Annotated in this window: 33 protein-coding genes and 1 tRNA gene; 21 read left to right on the top strand and 13 right to left on the bottom strand. The window is 71.2% G+C overall.

Annotated elements, in window-relative coordinates; all coding sequences use genetic code 11:
* Nucleotides 1-2: 2 nt before the first annotated feature.
* Genes rpsN through rpmB form a run of 3 tightly spaced genes read right to left on the bottom strand, consistent with a single transcriptional unit; the run spans nt 3 to nt 712 of the window.
* A complete protein-coding gene (gene rpsN / locus A4U64_RS17650) occupies nt 3-308 on the bottom strand; it encodes a 30S ribosomal protein S14 (protein WP_006944984.1) in 306 nt (101 codons plus the stop codon).
* 3 nt (nt 309-311) lie between these two features.
* Nucleotides 312-476 (bottom strand): 50S ribosomal protein L33, encoded by a 165-nt coding sequence (gene rpmG / locus A4U64_RS17645; RefSeq protein WP_003937781.1) that lies wholly within the window; start codon nt 474-476, stop codon nt 312-314.
* On the bottom strand, nt 476-712 hold the full coding sequence (rpmB, locus tag A4U64_RS17640; RefSeq protein ID WP_006944981.1) for a 50S ribosomal protein L28: 237 nt from the start codon (nt 710-712) through the stop codon (nt 476-478). Before rpmB ends, rpmG begins: the two co-directional genes overlap by 1 nt.
* Before the next feature lie 117 nt (nt 713-829).
* On the opposite strand from rpmB, the gene mrf reads away from it, so the two are divergent.
* From mrf to A4U64_RS17595, 9 genes are all read left to right on the top strand, one after another.
* The gene (gene mrf / locus A4U64_RS17635; RefSeq protein WP_050034759.1) at nt 830-2,044 is read left to right on the top strand and encodes a ribosome hibernation factor-recruiting GTPase MRF; all 1,215 of its coding nucleotides are present in this window, start codon (nt 830-832) and stop codon (nt 2,042-2,044) included.
* Entirely contained in the window at nt 2,041-2,295 is a 255-nt protein-coding gene (locus tag A4U64_RS17630; protein ID WP_006944978.1) for a type B 50S ribosomal protein L31, read from the top strand. The genes mrf and A4U64_RS17630 overlap by 4 nt, the downstream gene beginning before the upstream one ends.
* A 30-nt stretch (nt 2,296-2,325) precedes the next feature.
* Nucleotides 2,326-2,499: a 50S ribosomal protein L32 gene (rpmF, locus tag A4U64_RS17625; RefSeq protein ID WP_006944977.1), complete on the top strand. Its 174-nt coding sequence runs from the start codon at nt 2,326-2,328 to the stop codon at nt 2,497-2,499.
* Between the two features lie 101 nt (nt 2,500-2,600).
* Nucleotides 2,601-3,290 (top strand): response regulator transcription factor, encoded by a 690-nt coding sequence (locus tag A4U64_RS17620; protein ID WP_006944976.1) that lies wholly within the window; start codon nt 2,601-2,603, stop codon nt 3,288-3,290.
* Nucleotides 3,291-3,328: 38 nt separating this feature from the next.
* On the top strand, nt 3,329-4,717 hold the full coding sequence (locus A4U64_RS17615) for a HAMP domain-containing sensor histidine kinase (protein WP_202916546.1): 1,389 nt from the start codon (nt 3,329-3,331) through the stop codon (nt 4,715-4,717).
* 107 nt (nt 4,718-4,824) lie between these two features.
* Entirely contained in the window at nt 4,825-6,093 is a 1,269-nt protein-coding gene (locus tag A4U64_RS17610; protein ID WP_006944973.1) for a S1C family serine protease, read from the top strand.
* Between the two features lie 71 nt (nt 6,094-6,164).
* Nucleotides 6,165-6,662, top strand: coding sequence for a MogA/MoaB family molybdenum cofactor biosynthesis protein (locus tag A4U64_RS17605; protein WP_029542037.1), 498 nt, complete (start codon nt 6,165-6,167; stop codon nt 6,660-6,662).
* A 784-nt stretch (nt 6,663-7,446) separates the two neighbouring features.
* On the top strand, nt 7,447-8,208 hold the full coding sequence (locus tag A4U64_RS17600) for an MspA family porin (RefSeq protein ID WP_065922894.1): 762 nt from the start codon (nt 7,447-7,449) through the stop codon (nt 8,206-8,208).
* 51 nt (nt 8,209-8,259) lie between these two features.
* Nucleotides 8,260-8,886 carry an MspA family porin gene (locus A4U64_RS17595; protein WP_065922893.1) on the top strand — a complete coding sequence of 209 codons (627 nt, stop codon included), beginning with the start codon at nt 8,260-8,262 and terminating at the stop codon, nt 8,884-8,886.
* A gap of 90 nt (nt 8,887-8,976) precedes the next feature.
* Here A4U64_RS17595 and mscL (A4U64_RS17590) read toward each other — a convergent pair whose 3' ends face one another.
* The 4 genes from mscL (A4U64_RS17590) to A4U64_RS17575 form a co-directional block, all read right to left on the bottom strand.
* Entirely contained in the window at nt 8,977-9,408 is a 432-nt protein-coding gene (gene mscL / locus A4U64_RS17590) for a large conductance mechanosensitive channel protein MscL (RefSeq protein WP_050034763.1), read from the bottom strand.
* Nucleotides 9,409-9,504: 96 nt separating this feature from the next.
* Nucleotides 9,505-10,203: a Flp pilus assembly protein CpaB gene (gene cpaB, locus A4U64_RS17585; RefSeq protein ID WP_065922892.1), complete on the bottom strand. Its 699-nt coding sequence runs from the start codon at nt 10,201-10,203 to the stop codon at nt 9,505-9,507.
* 98 nt (nt 10,204-10,301) lie between these two features.
* Nucleotides 10,302-10,601, bottom strand: a complete 300-nt coding sequence (locus A4U64_RS17580; RefSeq protein WP_006944967.1) for an FmdB family zinc ribbon protein — start codon at nt 10,599-10,601, stop codon at nt 10,302-10,304.
* 69 nt (nt 10,602-10,670) lie between these two features.
* Nucleotides 10,671-11,276 (bottom strand): 5-formyltetrahydrofolate cyclo-ligase, encoded by a 606-nt coding sequence (locus A4U64_RS17575; protein ID WP_065922891.1) that lies wholly within the window; start codon nt 11,274-11,276, stop codon nt 10,671-10,673.
* A gap of 62 nt (nt 11,277-11,338) precedes the next feature.
* Between A4U64_RS17575 and A4U64_RS17570 the strand changes: the two genes are divergently transcribed.
* The 4 genes from A4U64_RS17570 to sepX all read left to right on the top strand — a co-directional run bounded on the left by A4U64_RS17570 (nt 11,339) and on the right by sepX (nt 15,263).
* Nucleotides 11,339-12,250 carry a UTP--glucose-1-phosphate uridylyltransferase gene (locus A4U64_RS17570; protein ID WP_065922890.1) on the top strand — a complete coding sequence of 304 codons (912 nt, stop codon included), beginning with the start codon at nt 11,339-11,341 and terminating at the stop codon, nt 12,248-12,250.
* 32 nt (nt 12,251-12,282) lie between these two features.
* Nucleotides 12,283-13,542: a molybdotransferase-like divisome protein Glp gene (gene glp, locus A4U64_RS17565; RefSeq protein WP_006944964.1), complete on the top strand. Its 1,260-nt coding sequence runs from the start codon at nt 12,283-12,285 to the stop codon at nt 13,540-13,542.
* On the top strand, nt 13,542-14,177 hold the full coding sequence (locus A4U64_RS17560; RefSeq protein WP_029542046.1) for a GNAT family N-acetyltransferase: 636 nt from the start codon (nt 13,542-13,544) through the stop codon (nt 14,175-14,177). Before glp ends, A4U64_RS17560 begins: the two co-directional genes overlap by 1 nt.
* A 225-nt stretch (nt 14,178-14,402) precedes the next feature.
* A complete protein-coding gene (gene sepX / locus A4U64_RS17555; RefSeq protein ID WP_065922889.1) occupies nt 14,403-15,263 on the top strand; it encodes a divisome protein SepX/GlpR in 861 nt (286 codons plus the stop codon).
* A gap of 84 nt (nt 15,264-15,347) precedes the next feature.
* Here sepX and A4U64_RS17550 read toward each other — a convergent pair whose 3' ends face one another.
* A complete protein-coding gene (locus A4U64_RS17550; RefSeq protein WP_006944958.1) occupies nt 15,348-16,139 on the bottom strand; it encodes a class I SAM-dependent methyltransferase in 792 nt (263 codons plus the stop codon).
* Nucleotides 16,136-17,785: a helix-turn-helix domain-containing protein gene (locus A4U64_RS29120; RefSeq protein WP_269465940.1), complete on the bottom strand. Its 1,650-nt coding sequence runs from the start codon at nt 17,783-17,785 to the stop codon at nt 16,136-16,138. Before A4U64_RS29120 ends, A4U64_RS17550 begins: the two co-directional genes overlap by 4 nt.
* Before the next feature lie 99 nt (nt 17,786-17,884).
* Between A4U64_RS29120 and A4U64_RS17540 the strand changes: the two genes are divergently transcribed.
* The 3 genes from A4U64_RS17540 to A4U64_RS17535 all read left to right on the top strand — a co-directional run bounded on the left by A4U64_RS17540 (nt 17,885) and on the right by A4U64_RS17535 (nt 19,251).
* Nucleotides 17,885-17,960 (top strand) — tRNA-Ala (locus A4U64_RS17540).
* Between the two features lie 110 nt (nt 17,961-18,070).
* A complete protein-coding gene (locus A4U64_RS28270; RefSeq protein WP_006944955.1) occupies nt 18,071-18,214 on the top strand; it encodes a hypothetical protein in 144 nt (47 codons plus the stop codon).
* Nucleotides 18,215-18,390: 176 nt separating this feature from the next.
* Nucleotides 18,391-19,251: an SDR family oxidoreductase gene (locus A4U64_RS17535; RefSeq protein ID WP_006944952.1), complete on the top strand. Its 861-nt coding sequence runs from the start codon at nt 18,391-18,393 to the stop codon at nt 19,249-19,251.
* A gap of 3 nt (nt 19,252-19,254) precedes the next feature.
* Here the strand turns inward: A4U64_RS17535 and A4U64_RS17530 are convergent, their stop codons facing one another.
* Complete coding sequence (locus tag A4U64_RS17530) at nt 19,255-19,917, bottom strand: ABC transporter ATP-binding protein (RefSeq protein WP_006944950.1); 663 nt, start codon at nt 19,915-19,917, stop codon at nt 19,255-19,257.
* 113 nt (nt 19,918-20,030) lie between these two features.
* A complete protein-coding gene (locus A4U64_RS17525) occupies nt 20,031-21,101 on the bottom strand; it encodes an FtsX-like permease family protein (protein ID WP_006944949.1) in 1,071 nt (356 codons plus the stop codon).
* 112 nt (nt 21,102-21,213) lie between these two features.
* On the opposite strand from A4U64_RS17525, the gene A4U64_RS17520 reads away from it, so the two are divergent.
* Both A4U64_RS17520 and A4U64_RS17515 read left to right on the top strand, forming a co-directional pair.
* Entirely contained in the window at nt 21,214-22,395 is a 1,182-nt protein-coding gene (locus tag A4U64_RS17520) for a sensor histidine kinase (RefSeq protein ID WP_065922887.1), read from the top strand.
* Nucleotides 22,392-23,009 carry a response regulator gene (locus A4U64_RS17515; protein ID WP_006944945.1) on the top strand — a complete coding sequence of 206 codons (618 nt, stop codon included), beginning with the start codon at nt 22,392-22,394 and terminating at the stop codon, nt 23,007-23,009. Before A4U64_RS17520 ends, A4U64_RS17515 begins: the two co-directional genes overlap by 4 nt.
* A gap of 4 nt (nt 23,010-23,013) precedes the next feature.
* Here the strand turns inward: A4U64_RS17515 and A4U64_RS17510 are convergent, their stop codons facing one another.
* Nucleotides 23,014-23,481 carry an FABP family protein gene (locus tag A4U64_RS17510; protein ID WP_006944943.1) on the bottom strand — a complete coding sequence of 156 codons (468 nt, stop codon included), beginning with the start codon at nt 23,479-23,481 and terminating at the stop codon, nt 23,014-23,016.
* A 116-nt stretch (nt 23,482-23,597) separates the two neighbouring features.
* Here A4U64_RS17510 and arcA point away from each other — a divergent pair, with 116 nt between their 5' ends.
* Nucleotides 23,598-24,803: an arginine deiminase gene (gene arcA / locus A4U64_RS17505; RefSeq protein WP_006944942.1), complete on the top strand. Its 1,206-nt coding sequence runs from the start codon at nt 23,598-23,600 to the stop codon at nt 24,801-24,803.
* Between the two features lie 33 nt (nt 24,804-24,836).
* Here the strand turns inward: arcA and arsC are convergent, their stop codons facing one another.
* Nucleotides 24,837-25,184, bottom strand: a complete 348-nt coding sequence (gene arsC / locus A4U64_RS17500) for an arsenate reductase (glutaredoxin) (protein WP_065922886.1) — start codon at nt 25,182-25,184, stop codon at nt 24,837-24,839.
* A 94-nt stretch (nt 25,185-25,278) separates the two neighbouring features.
* On the opposite strand from arsC, the gene mscL (A4U64_RS17495) reads away from it, so the two are divergent.
* Nucleotides 25,279-25,704 carry a large conductance mechanosensitive channel protein MscL gene (mscL, locus tag A4U64_RS17495; RefSeq protein ID WP_029542060.1) on the top strand — a complete coding sequence of 142 codons (426 nt, stop codon included), beginning with the start codon at nt 25,279-25,281 and terminating at the stop codon, nt 25,702-25,704.
* A gap of 82 nt (nt 25,705-25,786) precedes the next feature.
* Nucleotides 25,787-26,149 (top strand): GntR family transcriptional regulator, encoded by a 363-nt coding sequence (locus tag A4U64_RS17490; RefSeq protein WP_006944937.1) that lies wholly within the window; start codon nt 25,787-25,789, stop codon nt 26,147-26,149.
* Nucleotides 26,150-26,162: the final 13 nt, after the last annotated feature.

The following is a 26,162-nucleotide window of genomic DNA, read 5'->3' as shown; positions in this document are numbered from 1 at the left end:
CCTCACCAGCTCGACTTGTGGACGCCGGGCAGCTCGCCGCGGTGCGCGAGTTCCCTCACGCGCACGCGTGAGAGCCCGAACTTCCGCAGGTGGCCGCGCGGACGTCCATCCGCAGCGTCTCGATTGCGCAATCGTACCGGACTGGCGTCGCGCGGCAGACGCTGCAGGGCGGTCCGGGCGGCGAGGCGTTCCGCGTCGGTGCTCGACGGGCGCCGCACGATCTCCTTCAGTTCCGCGCGACGTGCGGCGTAGCGGGCGACGACGAGCTTGCGCTGCTCGTTGCGGGCGATCTTCGATTTCTTGGCCATGGCCTACTTTTCCTCGCGGAAGTCGATGTGGCGGCGCAGCACGGGATCGTATTTGCGCAGGACCAGCCGGTCGGGATCGTTGCGCCGGTTCTTGCGGGTGACGTAGGTGTACCCGGTGCCGCCGGTGGAGCGGAGCTTGACGATGGGTCGGATCTCGTTGCGGGCCACTAGAGCTTTTCTCCTCGGGCGCGGAGGCGGGCGACGACGGCTTCGATGCCGTCGCGGTCGATGGTCTTGATGCCCTTGGCGGAGAGCGTCAGGGTGACCCGGCGTCCCTCGGAGGGCAGGTAGTAGGTCTTGCGCTGGATGTTCGGGTCCCAGCGGCGATTGCTGCGGACGTGCGAATGGGAGACGGATTTCCCGAAGCCGGGCTTGCGTCCGGTCACCTGGCAGTGCGCCGACACGGCGGGCTCCCTTCTGTCGGCGCCCCGAGGGCGTAACGACAATCGTTTTCGACAAATGGCCCGAGCAACTGTACGCTCCCTTCGAGCTAATGACAATCGTTACCGAAAGGGGTTCCGGTGGACACCAGAACGCCGCTGATCGTCGTCTCGGGCCGGCGCGGACCCACCGAACGCACCGCGCGGGCCCTGCTGCGTCCGGGAACCGTCGTCGTGCACCACGACCTCGACCACGTCGGTGAGGGGGTCGTGCGCCGCACCCTCACCACCGTGCACGACGACCGCCTCGACGTGCTCGAACTGGCCCACGGCTGCGTCTCCTGCACCCTCCGCGAGGATCTGCTCCCGCTGCTGCGGCGCCTGCACGCCCGCAGCAACGTCGACCGCATCGTCCTGCTCCTCGACCCGCGGCTCGAACCCGAGGCGCTGTGCTGGGCCGTCGAGCACGTCGTCGTCTCCGGCGTGGTCGGGCAGATCGACGGACCCGCCGCCCACGACGTGCGGATCGAGGCCACCGTCACCTGCATCGACGCCGCCACCTGGCTCACCGACGCCACCGGCGACGAGGAACTCGACGACGACCGCACCGTCGCCCAGGTCGTCGTCGGCCAGGTCGAGTTCGCCGACGCCCTCGTCGTCCGGCCCGGAGCCGACGGCTGGCAGCAGGCGAAGCTGCACGCGGTGCTCTCGCGGCTCGCGCCCGACGCACCCCTGGCGTGGGGCGAGGACGTCGACGTCGAACACCTGCTCCGGCAGATCCCGCCCGGCGCGCGGCGCGGGACGGTGTCCGACGCGCACTCTCCGCTGCTGCGCGGTCAACCACCGCTCGGCGAGGACTGCGGCGTGCGGCTGCTCGAGTTCGGTGCCCGCCGGCCCTTCCACCCGCAGCGCCTGCACGAGGCGATCGATGTCCTCCTCGACGGCGTGGTCCGCGCCCGCGGCCGGGCCTGGGTCGCGACGCAACCGGACAACGCGCTGCTGATCGAGTCCGCCGGTGAGGGCCTGCGCGTCGCCCACGCCGGGCCGTGGCTCGCCGCGATGACTCCCGAGCAACAGCAACGCGTCTCCGGCGAACGGCGGGCCATGGCGGCACTGCGCTGGGACGACACCCACGGGGACCGCGACACCTCGATGGTGATCCTCACCCACGACGCGGACCCCGACGAGATCCACCGCGCCCTGGAGTGGGCACTGCTCACCGACGAGGAGTTCGCCGACCCGGCGGCCTGGCCGACGTGGGACGACCCGTTCGGCGAGTACCACGAAGACCCGTGCGACGACCTGCCGGCACCCACCGCCGGCACCGCACCGACAGAAGGAGAAGGACGAGCATGAAGCCCGGCATCCACCCCGACTACCACCCCGTGGTGTTCCAGGACGCCAACACCGGATCGGCGTTCCTGACCCGCTCCACCGTCACCGCCGACCGCACGGTCGAATGGTCCGACGGCAACACCTACCCGCTGATCGTCGTGGACGTCACCAGCGAATCCCACCCCTTCTGGACGGGAACGGCCCGCGTGCTCGACGCCGCCGGCCGGGTCGAGAAGTTCGAACGCAAGTACGGCAAGCGCCGCCGGCCCTGACCCCCACCCGGACACCCGAGGAGAACCACCATGGCAGTACCCAAGCGCCGGATGTCCCGGTCCAACACCCGCAGCCGCCGCTCGCAGTGGCACGCGCAGGTCCCGGCCCTGGTGCCGGTCACCGTCGCCGGTGTCACGCACCACGTCCCGCGACGGCTCGTGAAGGCCGTGCGGCTCGGGGTGATCGACCCGAACGAGGTGTGACGACCCGCGAGGGGGAACCGCGGCGCCGGGCGGGTCCCCCTCGCCGGACACGCCGCCGCCCTCTCAGACACCTCTCAGCGGTCGGGTCCACACTGGAGGCCATGCGCATTCTGGTGGTCGACGACGACCGGGCGGTGCGGGAGTCCCTGCGCCGATCACTGAGCTTCAACGGATACACCGTCGAACTCGCCACGGACGGGCAGGACGCCCTCGAACAGGTCGCGGCCGAGCGTCCCGACGCGATGGTCCTCGACGTGATGATGCCGCGGGTCGACGGCCTCGAGGTGTGCCGCCGACTCCGCAGCACCGGCGACGACCTGCCCATCCTCGTCCTGACCGCCCGTGACTCCGTCTCCGAGCGCGTCGCCGGCCTGGACGCCGGTGCCGACGACTACCTCCCCAAGCCGTTCGCGCTCGAGGAGCTGCTCGCCCGGCTTCGCGCGCTGCTCCGCCGCGCCTCGCCCGACCCGGCCACCGAGTCGGAGGAGACGCTGCGTTTCGCGGACCTGACGCTGAACCCCTCCACCCGCGAGGTCACCCGCGGCACCCGGTCGATCAGCCTCACCCGCACCGAGTTCGCGCTCATGGAAATGCTTATGGCGAACCCCCGCCGGGTCCTCAGCCGCAGCCGCATCCTCGAGGAGGTGTGGGGCTACGACTTCCCCACCTCCGGCAACGCCCTCGAGGTGTACGTGGGCTACCTGCGCCGCAAGACCGAGGCCGACGGGGAGCCGCGCCTGATCCACACGGTTCGCGGCGTCGGCTACGTCCTGCGGGAAACCCCGCCGTGACCCGGCTCGACGGCGCCGACCCGGATTCGAAGCGCCCCATGCGCCCCCCGCTGCTGCTGACCCGGTCGGTGCCGCTGCGCCGGCGTGTCACGCTGCTGGCCGCCGGCGCGGTGGCGATCGCCGTCGCGGTGACCTCCATCGCGGCGTACGCGGTGGTGGCCCGCGCCCTCTACGCCGACGTCGACAAGCAGTTGCGGGCGCGGGCTGCCGCGCTCGTCGAGAGCAGCACCCTGATCACCTACGACCCCCGCTACATCGGTGGCGCCCAGCTCTACAGCTCCGACATCAGCGTGGCGCTCATCTACTCCAACCTGGGGCAGTACGTCCCGCCCGGGTCGTCCGTCCCGATCGGCGGCGCCGAACTCGCCGTCGCGAAGGGCGAACGGGAGTCGTCGCTGCGCACCGTCGGCCATCAGCGGGTGCTCGCGCAGCGCATCCCCGACGGCAGCACCATCGTCATCGCCCAGCGCCTGCAGCCGACGGCGGACATCCTCAAACGGCTCGCGAGCGTGCTGTTCGTCGTCGGCGGGTGCGGCGTGGTGCTCGCCGCCGCTGCCGGCGCGACGGTGGGACGCACCGGTCTGCGCCCCGTCGCGCGCCTCACCGCGGCGGCCGAGCGGGTCGCCCGCACCGACGACCTGCGGCCGATCCGCGTGACCGGGCACGACGAGCTGGCCCGGCTCACCGAGAGCTTCAACACGATGCTGCGCGCCCTCGCCGAGTCGCGGGAGCGGCAGAGCCGGCTCGTCGCCGACGCCGGCCACGAGCTGCGCACCCCGCTGACGTCGCTGCGCACGAACATGGAGCTGCTCATCGCGGCGAGCCGGCCCGACGCGCCGAACCTGCCCGAGGAGGACATGGCGGAGCTGCGCGCCGACGTGGTGGCGCAGATCGAGGAGCTGTCCACCCTGGTGGGCGACCTCGTCGACCTCGCCCGCGAGGACGCCCCCGAGACGGTGTTCGAACCCGTCGACATCTCGGAGGTCGTCGAGCGCAGCCTCGAACGCGCCCGGCGCCGCCGCTCCGACATCGACTTCACGGCGCACACGGAACCGTGGTTCGTCTACGGCGACCACGCCGCGCTCTCCCGGGCGGTGCTCAACGTCCTCGACAACGCTGCCAAGTGGAGTCCCGCCGACGCCGAGGTGCTGGTGTCGATGCGCCAGCTCGGCACCGGCCTGATGGAGCTGACCGTCGACGACGCCGGGCCCGGCATCCCCGAGGAGGACCGCGAGCTGGTGTTCGAGCGGTTCTACCGCTCCACCGCGTCGAGGTCGATGCCCGGATCCGGCCTCGGCCTCGCGATCGTGCGGCAGGTGGTGATGAAGCACGGCGGCACCATCGCGGTCGACATCTCGTCGCGTGGGGGTGCCCTCGTCCGGATCGTGCTGCCCGGCACCCCGCAGCTCGAACACCCGGCGGATTGACAGGAAAATCGCCGTCGGATCTAAGCGGACTCTCAGCCGCCGCGGGCATGCTGGAAGCCGAACGACGAGCCGCCGACCCGGCGGCCGTGTAGACCGAAAGCGATGAGATGAGCGAGGACCCCACACCGGGTGGCGGCCGCCCCGAGCCGCACCAGCCGACACCGCAGCAGCCGACACCGCACCAGCCGAATCCCTACCAGGCTCCCTCCGGTCCCTATGCCGGGTACGGGCACACCGCGCCGTTCGGCGCCCCGCCCCAGCCCGCGCCGGGGCCCCAGGGTTCACCCCGATCGGCGCGGGGCCTGCTCGCCCTCGGCGCCGTCGCGCTGGCACTGGTCAGCGGCGGGATCGGCGGCGCCGTCGGCGCGTGGACCACGCAGCAGTCGACCGGCGGCACGGCCGTCACCAACGCCCTCGACGCGCCGCGGCCGTCCACGACGACCGTCGCCGCCGCCCCCGCCGGTTCGGTGCAGGCCGTCGCGCAGAAGGTCGTACCGAGCGTCGTGCGCATCGAGGTGGTCGGCCGCACCGCGCAGGGCGAGGGCTCGGGCGTGATCCTGTCCTCCGACGGCCTGATCCTCACCAACAACCACGTCGTCGCCGGGGGCGGCGCCGGCGCGCAGCTCACGGTGTACTTCTCCGACGGCAGCTCGGTCCCCGCGACCATCGTGGGCGCCGACCCGATCTCCGACATCGCCGTGATCCGCGCGGAGGGCCGCACCGACCTCACCCCGATCGAGCTCGGCGACTCGAACGCCGTGCAGGTGGGCCAGCAGGTGGTGGCGGTCGGCTCGCCGCTCGGTCTCGAGAGCACGGTGACCACCGGTATCGTCTCGGCCCTGGACCGGCCCGTGTCGACCAGCGGGGAGACCGGCAACCAGAACACCGTCATCGATGCGCTGCAGACCGACGCCGCGATCAACCCCGGCAACTCCGGCGGCGCGCTGGTGAACATGGACGGCCAGCTGATCGGCGTCAACACGGCGATCGCCACGGCCGGCGGACAGTCCGGATCCATCGGCCTCGGCTTCGCGATCCCGGTCGATCAGGCACGCCGCATCGCCGACGAACTCGTCGACACCGGCAAGGCGACCCACGCCGTCATCGGCGTCCAGGTGCCGTCGCAGAGCGACGTGCGCGGCGCTCGGGTCATGGAGGTCACCGGCGGCGGGCCCGCGGAACGGGCCGGTATTCCGAGCGGCGTGATCATCACCAAGGTCGACGACCGGCTCGTCACCGACGGGGACTCCCTGATCGCGGCGGTCCGCTCGTACGCGCCCGGCGACACCGTGCGCATCACCTACACCGACGCACAGGGTGGCAGCGAGAAGACCGTCGACGTGCAGCTCGCGGCGGCCGAGGCGGGTGGCCGATGAGAAGAGACGCCGCCGGATTCATTCTCGGACATACAGCTCGTTCGACGGACAGGGCAACTACGGTGGGCATCATGGAATTCGAAACCCCCAGGACTGGGCGAGCCCTCGTGGTGATCGTGGACGACCGGGTAGCGCACGGCGACAACCCGGACTCCGCCGGGCCCCTGGTCACCGAGCTCCTCGCAGAGGAGGGATTCGCCGTGGACGGTGTCGTCACGGTGTCGGCCGACGAGGTGGAGATCCGCAACGCCCTCAACACCGCCGTCATCGGCGGCGTGGACCTGGTCATCTCCGTCGGCGGCACCGGGGTGTCGCCGCGCGACGTGACGCCCGACGCCACCTCCGATGTGCTCGACCGGGAACTCCCGGGGATCGGCGAGGCCCTGCGCTCGTCCGGCTTCTCCGCCGGCGCGATGGACGCCGGTCTGTCCCGCGGTCTGGTCGGCCTGTCCGGCTCCACGTTGGTCGCGAACCTCGCCTCCTCGCGCGCGGCGATCCGCGACGGCATGGCCACGCTCCTGCCGCTCGCCTCGCACGTGATCGAGGAACTGTCACGGGTGGAGGGATAGCCATCACCGGCACGGACGAGAGCGCGTCCGGCGCGTCGTCGGACGACGCACCACGGCGCGACGACGCGAGCCGGGCCCGGATCGACCGGGCCCGGCTCCGCCGCATCTTCGGCGACGTCCTCCCCGAGACGACCCGCGACGAGCGCTCGCCGGCAGACGATTCGTCCGACTCGGAAGAATGGCTGCGCCGGCAGGTACCGCCGCACCACGGCCACATGTGATCTACCCCACTTGTAGAAGTCGGCCGATGCCGAATCGTTAATTCCAGCGGTGGGATTCCGCAACCTTCTCGTAACCCTGCAACTCGGCGAGTCGCGGTCGACGCGCGCCCGGCTTTCGGTGGCGCGCATCACGGAAGTACCGGCAGTATGTATTCGGCCACAGCGGCGCATGAACCTGCCACCAGGGGGTATGCGGCTCTATTAATGGGTGAGAGACGGTTTTCGGCGCCTCCGCAACCCCTTCGGGGCGTCCGTTGAAATGGCACCGATTGTTTCATCGGGCCGAAACAATTTCGGGTTCGACGAGGCCTCGCCCCGGGACGTAGCCGTTGCTGGCTTCAGAGGTCACGGTCTAGTCTCTGTCCTGGTTCGCTCAGGTCAAGATCGGTAGCTAATGCGACGGTCTTCATCACGAATCGGAAACGCAACCGTGCGGATGACGCACACGTCGGCACCGGTGAGCACGCTCGCCGGTGTCTCAGGTGTGGCATGCCTCGCGGGCGACAGGGCAGTTGTCGGACGCGTGTGCGTGACCCGGCACGCAGAGAATGGATGAGGCATTCATGAAGATGCAGACGCGACGCGGTGTGAAGGCCGCCCGCAACGTCACGGTGGCCGCCGCCGCCGTGTTCGGCCTGGTTCTGGGATCGACCGGGACCGCCGGCGCTGTGGTCGACGACCAGAACCGGATCGTGTCGGACGGCCACGAGGTCATCGTGACCCAGGAGGACACCTTCATCCAGGGTGTTCCACCGATCGGCGGCAGCCCGCTCAGCCGCGAGTGGTTCCACAACGGCCGTGGCATCGCCAACATCGTCGGCCCCGACGCCGCGGACTTCGAGGGCTCGACCTTCCAGTTCGGCTACCAGTTCGCGTGGTCCGCCGCTGTCGACGGCTCGATCGGCATCGCGTGGGCGAGCCCCGAGCTCGAAGCGGAGTTCGCGACCACTCAGGTCGAGGAGCCGATCCTCGACGACGAGGGCAAGCCGGTGTTTCAGTATGACAAGGACGGTAACGCGATCCTTGACAAGGATGGTAAGCCCGTCCCTGCCTACAAGGTTGTCGACGCAATCGACAACACCAATACCGTCTCGAGCATCCTTCCGCAGTTCACCGCGGGCATCGAGCTGACCCCGGCCCCGGGTATCGAGGAGCTCGTCGTCGCCGACGGCGAGTTCGACGGGGACTTCAAGTCCGTCCAGTTCGCCAACGTCCACGGTGCCGCCACCGGCGTCATCGGCGCGGTCTCGGTCCGCCCGTTCGTCCGCGTGATCACCGCGAACGGCGACAACGTCACCACTTACGGCAAGGTCTGGACGATCTAGTCCTGCTCGCCCCACCCCGCAGTAATCCCCACCAAGAAATACGGAGAAATCATGGGAATCAAGTCGCGTGGCTTCAAGGCCGCACGTAACGCCGCGGTGTCCGGTGCCGCTGTCCTGGGCCTGGTCCTCGGTGCGACCGGCTCCGCGCAGGCTGCGGTCGACGATCAGAACCGGATCGTCTCCACGGACGGCTACGAGGTCGTGGTGACCCAGGAGGACACCTTCATCCAGGGTGTGCCGGCCCTGGGTGGCAGCCCGTTCAACCGCGAGTTCTTCCACAACGGCCGCGGCACCGCGAACCTCGTCGGTGAGTCCGCTGCCGACGCCGAGGGCACCACGTTCCAGTTCGGCTATCAGTTCGCGTGGGCCGGCAGCATCGACGGCGCCATCGGCGTCACCTACTCCACCCCGCAGCTGGAACTCGATGCGGGTGACATCATCGTGACCGACATCCTCCCGCAGGCCTACGCCGAGCTCGAGCTGACCCCGGCTCCGGGCATCGAGGAGCTCGTCGTCGCCGAGGGCGAGTTCGACGGTGACTTCAAGTCCGTGCAGTTCTCGAACGTTCACGGCACCGCCTCCGGCGTCATCGGCGCCGTTCAGGTCCGTCCGTTCGTTCGCGCCATCACCGCGAACGGCGACAACGTGACCACCTACGGCAAGCCCTGGACCGTCTGACACGACGTCCTGCCGACAGGCTGAACACGGGTTGGGCCCGCTCGGAATTCCGAGCGGGCCCAACCTTTTTCGTCGGTGGCACGGTTGCGCCTACTGTTCCCTCTCCTCGAGGCTCAGCTTGGCGTGTGCGCCGGTCTGGCCGGACTGCACCTGGAGGAGGTCGCGGATCTGGATGAGCAGATCCTCGGCGCTCGCCTTGGTGTCGTCCCTCTCGGTGGCGAACCGCTTCTTGGCCGCGTTCGCCGGGAGGATCAGTACGAAGTAGACGACGGCGGCGATGATGACGAAATTGATGATCGCCGAGACCACCGCGCCGATGTTGACGAAGGTGGCGGGATTGTCCGCGAGGATCTGGAAGCCCCAGCCCATCTCGTTGTCGCCGCCGAGCGCGGCAATCAGGGGTTCGATGACGTTGCTGGTGAAGGCCGTGACGATGGCCGTGAACGCGGTGCCGATGACGACCGCGACAGCGAGGTCGAGTACGTTTCCGCGGAGCAGGAAGTCCTTGAAGCCTTTCAACATGGCGCTTCTCCTAGACGTGTCTTGTCGTCATGCTCGCAGTCGCACCATAGACCAGTAGGTATGTCGCAAAGTCCGGAATGCGGATCCCGACCCGGATCAGTGCAGGGTCACCGTCAACGCGCTCACGAGCGATGCAGCAGCCACAGTCGTCGCCGGCTCGGGTGGCAGGGCGAGCAGGACCACCTTCTCGCCGCGGTCGCTCGTCCGGTCCGTTCCCTGGGCCAGCACGACGGTCGCCCCCGTGGCCAGTACCCGCACCTCCGGTGCCGCACCCGACGAGGGGGGGTCGTCCTCGGCGACGGTGAGGACGTCGACGAGGTCGCCTTCGCGCAGCAGATCCCCGACGCCGGGATCGGCCAGGCGCACCGGGACCACCCGGGCCGCCGCGTCGCCGGTAGCGGACGCCGCCAGCCGCGGCCCGAGCATCCGCACCCCGACGAGGGCTTCGCCGGCGGGCACCGGTCCGGCCAGGGTGTGGCCGATCGCCTCGGCGGGGTCGGTGAGTGCCCCGGACGGGAGTTGGGACGAGTCGCGCTCGACGACGGTGACGTCGTCGGCGGTGAGGGTCTGCCCGGGCCGCAGGTCGCGGGCGGCGACGACCGTGGGGGTCCGGTCGCCCGACGGGCCGCCGGTGAGGGCGGAGACCGCCGCGACTCCGACGAGACCGGCCGCGATCGCGCGGCGGACGGCGACGGTGCGCGCCCAGCCCGGCCGTATCAGGGCCGTGAGGCGGTCTGGCAGGGTGGGATCGAGCGGATTCCGCAGGGGCGGGAACGAGAACGGACCGGCGGGCATGGTCCGAACCCTACGAGTTCGGCCGTGCCCGCCGGCCCGGTGAAGTGCCGGTCACGGGCGGACTGTGGATGAACCGTCCGCCTGTGGATGAAACCGTGTCAGCTTGCGGCTGCGGCCGGTGCCGACGAGGTGCTCGACGACGAAGAGTCCGACGACGAGGTGCTCGACGAACTGCCGGACGACGAGTCGGACTTGGCCGGCTCGCTGGCGGTGCTGCCTCCGCCGCGGGAGTCGGTGCGGTAGAAGCCGCTGCCCTTGAAGACGATGCCGACCGAATTGAACAGCTTGCGCAGCTTGCCCGAGCACTCGTTGCATTCCGTCAGGGCGTCGTCGGTGAACGACTGCACGATGTCGAATCGGTTGTCGCAGGACGTACAGGCATAGGAGTAAGTGGGCACCGGTGGATCCTCCGCGAATTGGTTGGCGACCGCAGCATTAGCACTCTACAGCCGACAGTGCCAACGTGGCTACCTGGGTGCTCTATTCCCGGTGTTGCGCGACCCGTTCAGCGGCACCAGGCCGCGGCCGGGGGTCAGGGCCCAGCCCATCCGGATGTCGTGGGGATCCTCCGGCAGCTCCGGCACGAGTTCGTCGTCCCGGACCACCGCGACCAGGACGGCGTCGGCGGCGGCGAGGTGCAGGGTCCGGTCGTAGAAGCCGGCCCCGCGACCGAGCCGCACGCCGCGCTCGTCCACTGCGAGCGCCGGCACCACCACGGTGTGCGCCCGCCGCACCTCCTCCGGGCCCAGCGCCGGCCCGGTGGGTTCGAGCAGGCCGTACCCGGCGGGGGCGAGGGCGCCGGGGCCGGTGTACTGCGCCCAGTCCAGGGTGCTGTCCGGGCGGGTGAGCGGGAGCAGCACCCGGTTTCCGGCCTCGCGCAGGGCGTCGAGCAGGGACAACGCCCCGGGTTCCGAACCGACCGGCACGTACGCGCAGACCGTCGCCCGGGCGGGGGCCAGCGACCGTGCCGCCGCGGCGAGGGCGTCGTCCTCGCCGCGGCGCTCCCCGTCGCTGCGGGCCCGTCGCGCAGCAACGATTCGGGCCCGCCATTCCGACTTGGAGAGTGCGCTCATATCCGCCACCTTAGGATCTGACGTATCTACCGGGTGGTAGCCGAAAGTTAGGGTGGGTGTTTATGACGAACAGAGCGACCGGTGAAGCCGGCCACTTCCGGACGGCGGTGGTTCCCGCGGCCGGTCTCGGTACGCGCTTTCTGCCCGCGACCAAGACCGTGCCGAAGGAACTTCTTCCGGTGGTGGACACGCCCGGAATCGAGCTCGTGGCGGGGGAGGCCGCGGACTCGGGTGCCGAGCGCCTGGTGATCGTGACGGCTCCGGGTAAGGACGGCGTCGTCGCGCATTTCGTCGAGGACCTGGTCCTCGAGTCGAAGCTGAAGGAGAGCGGCAAGTACCACCTGCTCGAGAAGGTCCGCAAGGCGCCGGGCCTGCTCGAGGTGGAGTCGGTGGTGCAGGAGAAGCCGCTCGGGCTCGGGCACGCCGTCGCGTGCGCCGAGGTCGCCCTCGATCCGGACGAGGACTCCATCGCGGTGCTGCTCCCGGACGACCTCGTGCTGCCGCGCGGCGTCCTCGAGACCATGCAGCGGGTGCGTGCCAAGCGCGGCGGCACGGTGCTGTGCGCGATCGACGTGCCCAAGGACCAGGTGAGCGCCTACGGCGTCTTCGACGTCGAGGAGGTGCCCGACGCCGTCAACCCGGACGTGCTGAAGGTCGTCGGCATGGTCGAGAAGCCGGCGCCCGAGGATGCGCCGTCCACCTTCGCCGCTGCCGGCCGCTATCTGCTCGATCGAGCGATCTTCGACGCGCTGCGCCGGATCACCCCCGGTACGGGCGGCGAACTGCAGCTCACCGATGCGATCGCCCTGCTCATCGAGGAGGGTCACCCCGTGCACGTGGTGGTGCATCGCGGCACTCGACACGACCTCGGAAATCCCGGCGGCTATCTGCGCGCTGCGGTTGACTCTGCGTTGAACAGCGAGGAGTACGGCCCCTCCCTGCGGGAGTGGCTGGTCGAGCGCCTGAAGCACTGACGGCGCGACAGGTCGGGAGGACGAGAAGCGGTATGCGGTCGGTCGAGGATCAACAGGCCAGGGTCACGGCGGCGGCGGTGGCGCCACGGCCGGTCCGGGTCGCCATCTCCGAGGCCCAGGGGCTGCTCTGCGCGGAGGAAGTGGTCACCGAACGGCCACTGCCCGGCTTCGACCAGGCCGCGATCGACGGTTACGCGGTCCGCAGCGTCGACGTCCAGGGGGCGGGCACCGACCGGACCGGCGAGGACGGCGAGCCGATCGAGCTGACCCTGCCCGTGGTGGGGGAGGTCTCGGCCGGCTCGCGTCAACCGATCCGGCTGCAGCCACGGCAGGCCGTGCGGGTGGACACCGGGGCGCCGCTGCCGACCCTCGCCGACGCCGTCCTCCCGCTCGACCGCACCGACGGTGGCCGCGCGCGCATCAAGGTCCTGCGTCCCGTCCGGACCGGCGACTACGTGCGTCGCGCCGGCGACGACGTCCAGCCCGGTGACGTGGCGGTCCGGGCCGGCACCATCATCGGGGCCGCCCAGGTCGGGCTGCTCGCGGCGGTCGGCCGCGACAAAGTGCTGGTCCATCCGCGTCCCCGGCTCTCGGTGATCTCCATCGGCGGCGAACTCGTGGACGTGGACCGCACCCCGGGCCCCGGCCAGGTGTACGACGTCAACTCGTACGCGCTCGCGGCGGCCGCCCGCGACGCCGGCGCGGACGTCAACCGCGTGGGGATCGCCAGCACCGACCCGAAGCGCCTGCGGGAGGTCGTCGAGGGCCAGCTGATCCGCTCCGAGATCGTCGTCGTCGCGGGAGCCGTCGGTGGCGGCGCGCTCGAGGACGTGCGCGAGGCGTTGTCGGACCTCGGCAAGCTCGAAGTGGAGCGGGTGGCGATGCACCCCGGTTCGGTGCAGGGGTTCGGCCAGCTCGGCCGCGACGAGGTGCCCACCTTCCTGCTGCCGGGCAACCCGGTCAGCGCGCTGGTCGTGTTCGAGGTGATGGTGCGGCCGCTGATCCGTATCGCGCTCGGCCGCCGGCAGCCGATGCGCCGCGTCGTCACCGCCCGCACCGTCACGCCGATCACCTCGATCCCGGACCGCAAGGGATTCCTGCGGGGGCAGCTGATGCGCGACGAGGCGACCGGCGAGTACATGGTCCAGGCGCTCGGTGGGGCGGCGGGCGCGTCGTCGCACCTGCTGGCGACCCTGGCCGAGGCGAACTGCCTGGTGCTGATCGAGCCGGAGGTGACCGAGGTGCGCACCGGGGATCCGGTGGACGTCGCCTTCCTCGGACAGCGCGGCTGATGACCCGTCATCCGGGATGGCCGGCGGAGCTGGGCCCGCTGCGGGTGGCCGGCGGCCTGGTCACGGTGCGGCCGATCCGGCTGCGGGACGCGGCGGCGTGGAGCCGGTTGCGGATCCGGGACCGGGCGCATCTCGAGCCGTGGGAACCCACCGGCGACGTGCCGTGGGAGATGCGCCATCACATCACCGTGTGGCCGGGGCTGTACCGCAGCCTGCGGGCGGAGGCCCGCCGGGGCCACATGCTGCCGATGGCGATCGAGCTCGACGGCGAGTTCTGCGGGCAGATCACCGTGGGCAACGTGGTGCGCGGCGCGCTGCGGTCGGCGTGGATCGGGTATTGGGTGGCCAAGCACGTCAACGGCCTGGGCGTGGCGACAGCGGCGGTGGCGCTGGGGCTCGACCACTGCTTCGGGCCGGCCGGACTGCACCGGGTGGAGGCCACGGTGCGGCCGGAGAACGTTGCGAGCCGCGCGGTCCTGCGCAACGTCGGCTTCCGGGAGGAGGGCCTGCTGCGGCGCTACCTCGACGTCGACGGGCGGTTCCGCGACCATCTGCTGGTCGCGATGACGGTCGAGGAGGTCCCCGGAAGCGTGTCCGATGTGCTGATCCGGGGCGGCCGGGCCACCTGGGCCTGATCTTGTAACGCAGATTACGTGCATCGCTGCGTAGTAATACCCACACGGTCCTATATCTCTGTGACTAGAGTGAAGAGAGTGTCACATGATTCGCGTGACTCGTGTGACAGCTGTAGTCATCTGAGTCGGCGTTTCTGTCCGGGTGACGGCTTCGGGGCCGCTAACCTGACGGGGTCAGTGGCGTCGACGGACTGGTAGGCGACAACTGGGAGGAGGGCCGCCGAAATGCCGAACTCGCTCCTGTGGATCGGGCTGGTTGCCGTGTGGTTGTTCGTTCTGGTGCCCATGCTGGTCACGAAGCGCCCCCGTATTCGCCAGACGACCGACGCCGCACTCGCAACCCGGGTCCTGCACCGAGGTGACGACGAGCCACTCGCCCCGCGCGGGCCGGCCGCCGGTCATCGCACCGACCCCCACTGGCGTCCGAGTCGGGATTCCGCCCGTCCCACAGCCGGCGACGACTCCGGTCGCGCCCGCACGGTGGACGACCGCAGACACCGCCACCCAGCGGAGGACCGCATGGACACACAGCTCGACACCGACCACGACACCGACATCGACTTCGACTTCGAGGAGCGTCCCGACCGGGCTCCCGCCCGGGAGTTCGTGCCCCAGCGCCGCGGACGCGGCGGATTCGACCCGCAGGCCGACGCCATGGCCCGGGCCGCGCGCTACGAGTTCCGGCAGCGCACCGTGCTCGGCCTGCTGTTCGCCGCGATCATCACCGCCGCCCTCGCCCTCATCGTCTCGTCGGCCCTGTGGTGGCTGTGCACGGTGGCGACGGCTGCCCTCGCCGGCTACCTGATCTACCTCCGTCGCCAGGTGCGTGTCGAGCAGGAGATCCGCCGCCGTCGCATGGCGCGCCTGAACCGTTCGCGGCTCGGCGTCGAGTCACACAGTGACGACGAGCTGCGGCTGGTCCCGGCCCGGCTGCGACGCCCCGGCGCGGTGGTGCTCGAGGTGGACGACGAGGACCCGGTGTTCGAGCACCTGGACCACTACACGGACGACGAGCCCGCCCACGAGACGTACGAACCCCGTTACGACGCCGACGACTACCCGGTGCGTCGGGCCTCCGGGGAGTAGTCACCGATCCGTTCGGGCCGAGCGAATGTATCGTTCATCTCCTCAGCGGTAGCGGGCGATACATTCGCTCGGAGCGGGGCGTATTCAGCGCGCGGTGACGATGTGTGCCACGAGAGGCGCCGACACCGAGCCGTCCGGGTCGGTGAACCGGGCCAGCACCGTTCGGGCCTCCGAGGTGATCGCCTCGTACGTTCCGGCGTCGAGCCGTTCGATCAACGGGCTGCCCTCGACCTCGGTCGCCACCATCGCATCCACGGACGGGAACCGCGCGCTTCCGGTGTGCGTGGTGAACCGATCGACGGTGAGTCCGGCGTCGCGGAACCATCCCCGTAGTTCGTCGCGGTCCCCGCAACTCCAGTAGGTGCCCAGGAGGGATGCCGCGGGCGGGCCGGCGTGCCGCACCGCGACGTCGACGAAGTCTCGGTATGCCGGCTGCTCGTCCAACGCGGCCGGCACACACACGGCGACCATCTCCGTCGCCACGCGGCGCATCTCGCGCAGCGCCCGTGCACGATCGGGAAAGAACATCAGCGCCATCTGGCACAGCGCCGCATCGAACGAACCGTCCGCGAACGGCAGCGCGCCGGCGTCACCCCGGTGCCATTCGAGGTCGGGACGCAACCGACGTGCCACCGCCAGCATGGCCTCACTGGCATCGACACCGACCACCCGTCCCGACGGGCCTACCCGGTCGGCGGCTACGCGCGCGACGATCCCGGTTCCGCATGCCACGTCCAGCACCCGCGTGCCCGTCGTGATCGCAGCCTGGTCCAGCAGCCGTGGCGCCCACTGCGCGAAGATCGCGGGTACGAAGCGTGACTCGTACACCTCCGCGGCCGCCGGTGAAATCCCGAAGTTCTCGCTTGTGTTCGTCATACACCGAGGATGGCGCCGCGCCCGGGTGCCGCGCATCGGGCAGGTGACCCATCTTCCGGGTGGGCGGCGGCATACGCGGCGGCCTCCGAGCGGTTCCGCACGCCGAGCTTGCGGAGGATGTGGCTCACGTGGTGCGCCACCGTCTTGCGGGAGACGAACAGCCGGCCGGCGATCTCCGGATTCGTCAAACCCCTCGCGAGCAGGTCCAGTACTTCGCGTTCGCGGGCGGTGAGGCCGCTGTCGAGATCCGGGCCGGCGCGAGTGGTGGCGCGGATGCCGGCGCCGCGCACCCCGAGACGCCGCAACAGGGCCGCGGAACGGTCCGCGGCGGCGACGGCTCCGAGTTCCCGGAAGATCGTCACCGCCGTTCGTCCGCGTGCGGTCGCGAGGACAGGATCGTCGTTCATCGCAGACTCGGCCAGTTCGAGCAGGCATCGGGCCTCCTCGAACGGCGCCGAGCGGTCCGCCCAGCGAGCGGCGGCCGTCTCGAAGGCATCGACCGCGGCCGCCACGCAGCCCTGCGCCGCGGCAGTCAGCGCCGACGCCTCCACCGCCTCGGGACCGTCGGGATCGAGCGCCGCCGCGGTGGTCGTCGCCGCGTTCAGGTCGCCCGTGGCCGCCTGGGCCCGGGCACACAGCAGGGACGTGGTGCCGTGACGTTCGAGCAGCCGCCGGGCGGTTGCGGGATCACCGTCGGCGAGGGCGACCTCGGCGCGGGCGGTGTCCAATTCCGTGGTCGGGCGGCGGGATCGGTCCAGCATCGCCCGGGCCTCGTCGAGCCGCCCCTGCCGGACCCGGAGCGTGGCGAGGGCCGCGACGGCGTGCGCGTGGACGGCGGGGCAGACCTTCTCGTCGAGCGTGAGAACCGCCGTCAGGAGCCGGTCCGCCTCCGCCCAACGGCCCGCGGTGAGCAGCAATGCCCCGTAGAGGGTGCGGCACTCGACGTACAGGAAGGGACACCCCCAGCGGGAGGTGAAGTCCTCGGCGACGCGGCACCACTCGTCGGCGCGACGGGTGTCGCCGGCGAGCGCACACGCGCCCAGCATGTCGCAGCAGACGAACACGACGGTGTCGAATCGGCGGTCCGCATCGCCCAGAGCGGCCGCCGCGGCCTCGTCCAGCAGCGCGAATCCGGGTTCCAGGTCGCCCCGGGCGACAGCCACGTGACCGGACTGGGCGAGTGCCACCAGTTCGAGATCCCGGTCGCCGCATCGGTGTGCGGCGTCCAGGGCGCGCGCCGCCCACGGTCCGGCCGCTGCGGCGTCCGGGAGCAGGCGGTGGGCGTGTGCCACCCACACCAGGGCGTGCAACGCGCCCGGTGCGCCCTCGGGCAGCAGTCGCTGCGCCCGGCGGACCCAACCGTGGGCCACCGACCGATTGCCGAAATCGGACGTGTAGCTGATGCTCAGCCACGCCGCGCAGCGAACCGCACTCTCTCGGTCGCCGCTCCGGAGAGCCGTCGTGTAGGCCCTGCGATAGGCGGCGACGCTGTCGTCGAGGCGCCCGAGCCACCACGACGCCTCGCCGACGCCGAGCCACGCCGCCGGATCGTCGGTCGCGGCCGCCACCGACGTCAGGTCGGCCAGCGCGGCGGCCCACCGACCCTCCCGCAGGGCCTGGTCCCCGCGGAGGCGCACTGCATCCACATGTCGATTGTCCGCCGCCGTGACCTGTGCCGATACCGCAATTTCGTCTCCGGCTCGCACGTTTGCTACAGTTTGCGAGCGGTTCCGAACGGAACCTGCGGGGCTGTGGCGCAGTTGGTAGCGCGCTTCGTTCGCATCGAAGAGGTCAGGGGTTCGATTCCCCTCAGCTCCACCACCGAAGGGCGTCTCCCGGACAGGGAGGCGCCCTTCGTCGTCGATGCCGTGCCGCCGATTGCCGGCCGAACCGGCCCGCGGTCGGGGAGACTGTGTGACATGGAACACAGAATGAGTGACGACGAACTGCGGCGCGCTATTCGAGTGCTCCGCGAACGTGCCGACAGCGCCCGCAGCGAAGGGCGCGAGGCCGACGCCGACGGCATCGAGGAGACGATCCGCAAGTACCAGGAGGAGATGGCCCAGCGCCTCTGAGCCGTCCGCGCGCATCGGTGCCGCCCGCGCGCATTCGTCGCGCACACGCACTGTCGAGCGCGCGGCCGGCGGTCCCATACGCCCTCAGCCCCTCTCTCTCACCGCGGCGCCCGCGCGGCGCCGCGGCGGATCGCGCCGCGCTAAGGTGACCCGCACACGACGAATCGGGGGCGGAGATGGCGATCAAGGACCTGCGGGGCCGGAAGTTCCTCGTGACCGGGGCGGCCAGCGGCATCGGCCGGGCGCTGGCCCTGGCCGCCGCCGCGGAGGGTGCCGAACTGGTGCTCACCGACCTCGCCGCCGACGGTCTCGACGACACGGTGCGGACGGTGCGCGAAGGGGGTGGGTCGGTGCTGCACGCCGCCGCCCTCGACATCTCCGACTACGACGCGGTCACCGCCTTCGCCGCCGACGTCCACGACCGCGCCGGCGCCCTCGACGTGGTCGCCAACGTCGCCGGAACGTCGGTGTGGGGCACGGTCGACGCCCTCGAGCACCGCCACTGGAAGCAGATGGTCGATGTCAACCTGATGGGCCCGATCCACGTCATCGAGAACTTCGTGCCCCCCATGATCGAGGCCGGCCGCGGCGGGCACCTCGTCAACGTCTCCTCCGCGGCGGGCCTGCTGGCCCTGCCGTGGCACGCGGCGTACAGCGCGAGCAAGTTCGGCCTGCGCGGAGTCTCCGAGGTGCTGCGCTTCGACCTGCACCGGCACCGCATCGGGGTCTCGCTCGTCGTGCCCGGCGCTGTGCGTACCCCGCTGGTGAACTCGGTGCAGATCGTCGGCGTGGACCGCGACCATCCGGCTGCCCGAAAGCTCACCTCGCGGTTCGAGCGGCACGCCGCGTCGCCGGAGAAGGTCGCCGGGTGCATCCTCGCCGGGATCCGGAAGAACCGTTTCCTGGTGTACACGTCGTTCGACGTGCGCTTCGGTTACTGGTGGGCCCGCAAGTTCGCGCCTCCGTACAACGTGGTGATGCAGCTCGCCAACAACTACTTCTCCCGCACGCTCGAGGCGGTGCGTACCCGCCGGTGACGCTCAGGCGGGCGTCTTGTCGAGGGCGAACTCGCGCAGCCGTGTTCCCGCCCGCAGCGCCTCCCGATCGTGCGTGACCATCACGACGGCGACGTCGCGTTCGCGTGCCATCCGTTCGAGCAGCTCGACGATCTCCCGGCTGCGCTCGGCGTCCAGCGCCGAAGTCGGCTCGTCGACCAGCAGCACCGCCGGATCGTTGACCAGGCTCCGGGCGATCGCGACCCGCTGCCGCTGCCCGCCGGAGAGCTGGTGCGGGCGGCGGTCGGCCTGCTGCGTCAGGCCCACCGCGGCGAGCAGGTCGCGGGCGCGGGCCCGGTCGAGCCGGCGCCCGCTCAGGTGCGCGATCAGCGAGAGCTGTTCGGTGGCGGTCAGCGAGGGAAGCAGATTCGCCTGCTGGAACACGAAGCCGATCCGTTCGCGCCGCAGCCGCGTGCGGGCCGCCGCGTCGAGGCCCGTGGTGTCCACGCCGTCGAGGACGACCCGCCCGGAGTCGGGCACGGTGAGCAGCCCCGCGACGGCCAGCAGGCTCGACTTGCCGGATCCGGACGGACCGGTGACGGCGACCGTCTCGCCGGGCTCGGCGTGGAAGTCCAGGCCGTCGAGGACGCGCAGCGTGGCGTCGCCGTCGGGATAGGTGAGGACGATGTCGGTGAGCCGCACGCTCATGGTGGTGCCTTTCTCGAACGGGTCGGTGTCTTTCGAACAGCGTCGGTGTCTCGAACAGCGTCGGTGTCTCGAACAGCGTCGGTGTCTCGAACAGCGTTGGTGTCTCGAACAGCTCAGTGGGCCGCGGCGAGCGCGGTGAGCGGGTCGACGGAGCCGATGCGTGCGACGGCCGCCGCGGCCCCGAGGAGGCCGACCCCGACCAGCGCGACGAACGGCAGCACGGTCGTGGCCGCGCTCAGCGTGAACGGCACGACGGTGGCTGCGGCCGCTCCCGCGGCTGTCGCGGCGACGGTGCCCAGGCCGGTGCCGAGCACGAGCACCACCGCGGCCTGTCCGAGGGCGTCGCGCAGCAGGTAGGAGGTGGAGGCGCCGACCGCGCGCAGCACCGCGATGTCCCGGCTGCGCTGGACCGTCCACACCGTGAAGAACGCACCCACGACGAGGGCGCCGACGACGAGCAGCATGCCCTGCATCAGCAGCAGCGACCCGCGTTCGGAGGTGTACGAGCCGACGGTGTTCAGGGTCGCGGACGTGTCGAGGACGCTCGTGCCGGTCGCGGCCGCGGCCGCCGCCCTGTCGAACCCGGGACCGGTCCGCAGCGCGATCACCGTCCCGTCGGCGCCGGCCGTCGCGGGGAGTTCGCGCCAGGTCCCGAGGTCGAGCCACACCACGGGCTGATGGCTGTAGTAGGAGTCCTCGACGAGAGCGGTGAGGGTGACCTCCCGCCCGCCGACGGTCAGGACGGTGCCCGGCGTCCAGCCGTTGTCGGTGGCGAGTTGCGCGTCGACCGCCGCCGTCGCCGGGCGCAGGGCCGCCGGTGCCGCGAAGGAACCGGGAGCGACCCCGAACAGTGCCGCCATCACCTCGCGCCCGCCCGCACCGACGCGTCCGGGGGCAACGCCGAGCACGGCGGTGTCGGTCACGCCGGGTTGCGCGGCGAGGGCGGTGCGCTGCGCGTCCGTGACGGTGGACTCCCCGAACGACAGGTCGGACGGATCGGTGTCACCGCCGTCGAGGGCGAAGTGATCGGCACCGATGCCGCGGATCGCGGCGATCGACTGGTTGCCCAGGCCCGCGGTGAGGCCGGAGAGCATGACGACGAGAAACGAGACCAGGACGAGCACCGCCGACATGACGGCGAAGCGCCCCGTGGCGAAGCGCAGATCGCGCAGTGCGAGGAACATGAGTTCCACGGTGCCCGGTGCGGCGATGCCGACGCATCGCTCGGTGGATGGGTTCCCGGATCAATCGAAAGTGGGAGGCGGCGGCGTGCGCGGCGGTGTTAGCGTCGGTGAAATGCAGACCGCCCGACAGCACCGCCCCGAGGGGACGGTCCCGGTGCTGCGTGCGATGCAGCTGGGCCAGCACGCGCTGTTCGTACTGCTGCTGCTCGTCGGGGTGCTGCGCGGCGGCGGCACCCCGGGGGTGCTGGTCCTCGCGGGCGCCGAATTCGCCTGGTACATCTCGGGGCTGTGGTTCGCCCGGCGCGGGTCCCGCGGCGGGATCTGGCTGGCGGTGCTGCTGGCCGGCTGGCTGGCGCTGGTGGTGCTCGCACCGGATTTCGTGTGGCTCGCCTTCGCGCTGTTCTTCCTGTGCTTCCACCTGCTGCCCACGATCGCCGCGTTCGCCGCGACGGCGGCTCTGACGGCGGTCGCGATCGCCGCGAGCCTGGGCCACGGCACGGCCAACGCCACGGCCGCCGTCGTCGGCCCGTTGTTCGGGGCGCTCGTCGCGTCCGGCACGGCCCTGATCTACCGGCAGCTCGTGCGCGACGCCGAGCAGCGCGACGCGCTGCTCGCCGAGCTCACCGAGGCACACCGCGAACTGCTCGACGCCCAGGACGAGCTGGTGCGGTTGCAGCGGGAGACCGGTGCCACCGCCGAGCGGGCCCGGCTGGCCCGCGACATCCACGACACCCTCGCCCAGGGCTTCTCGTCGATCCTGCTGCTCGCCCGCGCCGGGCTGCGGGCCGGCGACGACACCGTGGCGCTGCTCGGCCGGATCGAGGAGACGGCACGGCGCAATCTCGTCGAGGCCCGCCGGGTCGTCGACAAGCTGCGACCGTCCGATCTCGACGATGCGCCGCTCGCGGCGGCCCTCGGCCGCATCCTGGACCGGTTGCGTGCCGACACCGGCATCGACGCGGCACTGCGCGTGGACGGCGAACCGTTGCCGCTGCCCACGGGATTCGACGTCGCGCTGCTGCGGGTGGCGCAGAGCGCGCTGGCGAACGTCCGGCTGCACGCCCACGCGCGCCGCGTGCGGGTCACCCTCGCCTACACCCCGGACGAGGTCCGGCTCGACGTGGTCGACGACGGCGTCGGCTTCGACGTCCGCGACGCGGGCTCGGGCGGTGGGTTCGGGCTCACCGCCATGCGGGAGCGGCTCGCCGAGCTGGGCGGCACGGTGTTCCTCGAGTCGGCGCCGGGCGACGGAACCGCCGTGGCGGCAACGCTTCCCGTGCGGGTGCTGCCGTGATCCGGATACTGCTCGTCGACGACCATCCCGTCGTGCGGGCGGGGCTGCGCGCCCTCCTCGCGTCGGAGCCCGGGCTCGAGGTGGTGGCCGAGGCTGCGTCCGGTCGGGAGGCCGTCGCGCAGAACGCGGCGCACCGCCCGGACGTGGTGCTGATGGACCTGCGGCTCGGGCCCGGGATGGACGGGGCGCAGGCGACGGCCGAACTGGCTTCCGCGCCGGATCCGCCGAAGGTGCTGGTGCTGACCACCTACGACACCGACTCCGACATCCTGCGCGCGGTCGAGGCGGGGGCGGCCGGGTATCTGCTCAAGGACGCCGACCCGGCCGTGCTCGTCGACGCGGTGGCCCGGGCCGCCCGGGGCGAAACCGTGCTGGATCCCGGTGTGGCGCAACGGCTCTACCGCAGCATGCAGACGCCGCGGGTGGAGCTGAGCGCCCGCGAGATCGAGGTGCTCGGCGCGGTGGCGCGGGGGCTCTCCAACCGGGCCGTCGCCAAGGAACTGTTCGTGAGCGAGGCCACCGTCAAGTCCCATCTGGTGCATGCCTTCTCGAAGCTGGGCGTGGATTCGCGCACCGCGGCGGTCGCGGCGGCGCGCGAGCGCGGCCTGCTGTGAACGGTTATCCGGCGCGTCGCAGCCGGGCGTGCAGGTGGTGGGTGAGCGGGGTCTGGGCGTGCGCCATCCACAGGTCGTAGGACAGTTCGTCGCCGTCGAGGACGAACCGCCGCCGCAGCTCGTGCACCGGCTTCGCGTGGGGAGAGCGCTCGAGGTGCACGGTGGTGAAGTCGAGGACGCCGTGGGTGAGCCGCGACCGCTGGATCTCCACGAACCCGGTCGGCTGGGAGACGAGCAGCTCCACCTCGTGATCGGCGAGACGGAGGTATCCGTTCTCGGTGTGCATCGGCTGACCGGTGCCCGGGTTCTTCGTGCGGCTGACGTACATCAGGAACGGCTTGCCCGGGGTGGGGGTGAACTCGATGGTCTCGTTGTAGGTGAAGTCCTCGATGGTGGGGTAGTGGCCTTCGCCGCCGCCCACCCAGCGGCCGGCGAAGGCGGCGAGATCACCGAGCGGGCCGGTGTCGGTCATGTGGGTCTCCTCGGTCGTCGGGCACCGTCGATCCTGCCATCGCCGGGCGGGCGCCCGGCCGGCTTCGCGGAGTTTCGGCGCGCCGCGCGGTGGCCCACGGCATTACGGTCTTATTCATGAACGCTCAGCTGGGTGTGGATTCCGAGGTGGGGTCGCTGCGGGCGGTGCTGATGCACCGGCCGGGCGCGGAGCTCGAACGCCTGACTCCCCGCAACAACGACCAGCTGCTGTTCGACGCGCTGCCGTGGGTGGCGCGGGCGCAGGAGGAACACGACGCGTTCGTCGACCTGCTGCGCGGGCGGGGGGTGGAGGTGCTGCTCCTGTCCGACCTGCTCACCGAGACCCTCGAGGTCAGCGGGGCCGCCCGCGTCCAGGGGGTGTCGTCCGCGGTGGATCCGCGCCGGCTCGGGCACGGGCTGGCGCAGGAACTCGCCGCGCACCTGCGCGCGATGTCCGCCGCGGATCTCACCCGCGTCCTCGTCGCGGGCATGACGTTCGACGAACTGCCCGTCGCGGGCCTCGGAGCCGCGCCGTCGCTGGTGCGGTTGATGCATCACGGAGCCGACTTCGTGATCGAGCCGCTGCCGAACCTGCTGTTCACCCGCGACTCGTCGTTCTGGATCGGCCCGCGGGTCGCGATCCCCACCCTGGCACTGCCGGCCCGGCGCCGGGAGGCCTCGATCACCGACCTGATCTACGCGTTCCACCCGCGGTTCCTGGGGGTGCGCCGCGCCTACGAATCGCACACGGCGCCGGTCGAGGGCGGCGACGTGCTGCTGCTCGGCCCGGGAGTCGTGGCCGTGGGCGTGGGGGAGCGCACGACACCGGCGGGTGCGGAAGCGTTGGCGCGCAGCGTCTTCGAGGACGGTCTCGCGCACACCGTGCTGGCGGTGCCGATCGCGCAGCAGCGGGCCTCGATGCATCTGGACACCGTGTGCACCATGGTGGACGTCGACGCCGTGGTGATGTACCCCGCGGTGCGGGAAACGTTGCAGGCCTTCACTCTGCGCCGGGAGAACGGCGACGTCCGGATCGGCGGGCCGCGCGGGTTCCTCGAGGCGGCCGCCGACGCGATGGGCATCGAGAAGCTCCGCGTCATCGACACCGGCCTCGATCCGGTCGTCGCCGAGCGTGAACAGTGGGACGACGGCAACAACACCCTCGCCCTCGCGCCCGGCGTGGTGGTCGCCTACGAACGCAACATCGAGACCAACACCCGCCTCGAGGACGCGGGCATCGAGGTGCTGCGGATCGCCGGGTCCGAACTGGGCTCCGGACGCGGCGGGCCGCGCTGCATGTCCTGCCCGCTCGCCCGCGGCTGACCGGCGCGTCCGGCGCGGGCGAGCGGCCGGACCCTAGAGGATCTCGCGCACCTTCTCCACCGGGCGGGCGAGCACGGTGCCCTTGTCGGTGACCACGATCGGCCGCTCGATGAGGATCGGGTGCTTCACCATCGCGTCGAGCAGCTCGTCCTCGGAGGCGTCCGCCAGGTTCAGCTCCGCGAACAGTGACTCCTTCCGCCGGATCGCCTGGCTCGGCACGAGTCCGGCGTCGTCGAGCAGCTTGCGCAGCCCGTCGCGCGACGGCGGGGTCTCGAGGTACTTGACGACGGTCGGCTCGAGGCCCGCCTCCTGCAGCACCTTCAGGGTGTTGCGGGACGTGCTGCACCGGGGGTTGTGGTAGATCGTCGCGGTCGTTGCCATGGCCACATTCTGCCGTGCCGCACCCGCTCCGGTTGAGTGCGGCGCGGCCGGTCTCTACCATCGTCCGGCGTCGGTGAAGGACAGGAGAGGTGTCGTGCTGAAGGGATTCCGGGATTTTCTGCTGCGCGGGAACGTGGTCGAGCTCGCCGTCGCGGTGGTCGTCGGGGCCGCGTTCACGGCCATCGTCACCGCCTTCACCAACCACATCGTCAACCCGCTCGTGGCCTCGGTGGGCGGCGCGAACGAGTACGGCTGGGGATTCCAGATCACCTCGAGCCCGGAGACGTTCGTCAACATCGGTGCCGTGGTGTCGGCGGTGATCAACTTCCTGTTGATCGCCGCGGTCGTCTACTTCGTGCTGATCCTGCCGGTGAACACCGCCAAGGCCCGGTTCGCCCCCAAGGAGGAGGGCGACAAGCCGCTGAGCGAGACCGACCTGCTGATCCAGATCCGCGACCTGCTTGAGACCGGCAGCTACACCCGGGCCGCGGACGCCGACGAGGACAGGGCGCGGGTCTGAGGCGGCCCCCGCGGCGCAGTCGGGGACGGTCGGCCCGCACTGTTAGCCTCGACGCACCACCTGCCCACCTGAGGACGCCCCGATGCTCGACATCGTCATCGACCCCGACTCGCCGGTCCCGCCGTACGAGCAGCTGCGCCAGCGGATCGTCACGATGGTGCGGCGCGACGAGCTGATCGCCGGCACCAAGCTTCCCACCGTCCGCGGGCTGGCCGAACACCTCGGCATCGCCCCGAACACCGTGGCCAAGACCTACCGGGAGCTCGAGCATCTCGGCATCATCGAGACTCGGGGCCGGGCGGGCACGTTCGTCGCCGAGTCCGGTGACCCCACCCGCACGCTCGCCCAGCGCGCCGCCACCGGCTACGTCCGCGAACTGCGCACCCTCGGCATGTCCGACGACGAGGTGCTCGAATTCGTCGTCGCGGCGCTGCGGGGCGCGTGACTCGTCCGACTTC

The organism is Rhodococcus sp. WB1, from assembly GCF_001700945.1.
Lineage (GTDB): Bacteria > Actinomycetota > Actinomycetes > Mycobacteriales > Mycobacteriaceae > Rhodococcus > Rhodococcus aetherivorans.
Note: the sequence above shows the minus strand (reverse complement) of the source record. Positions and strands in the feature narration are given on the sequence as shown.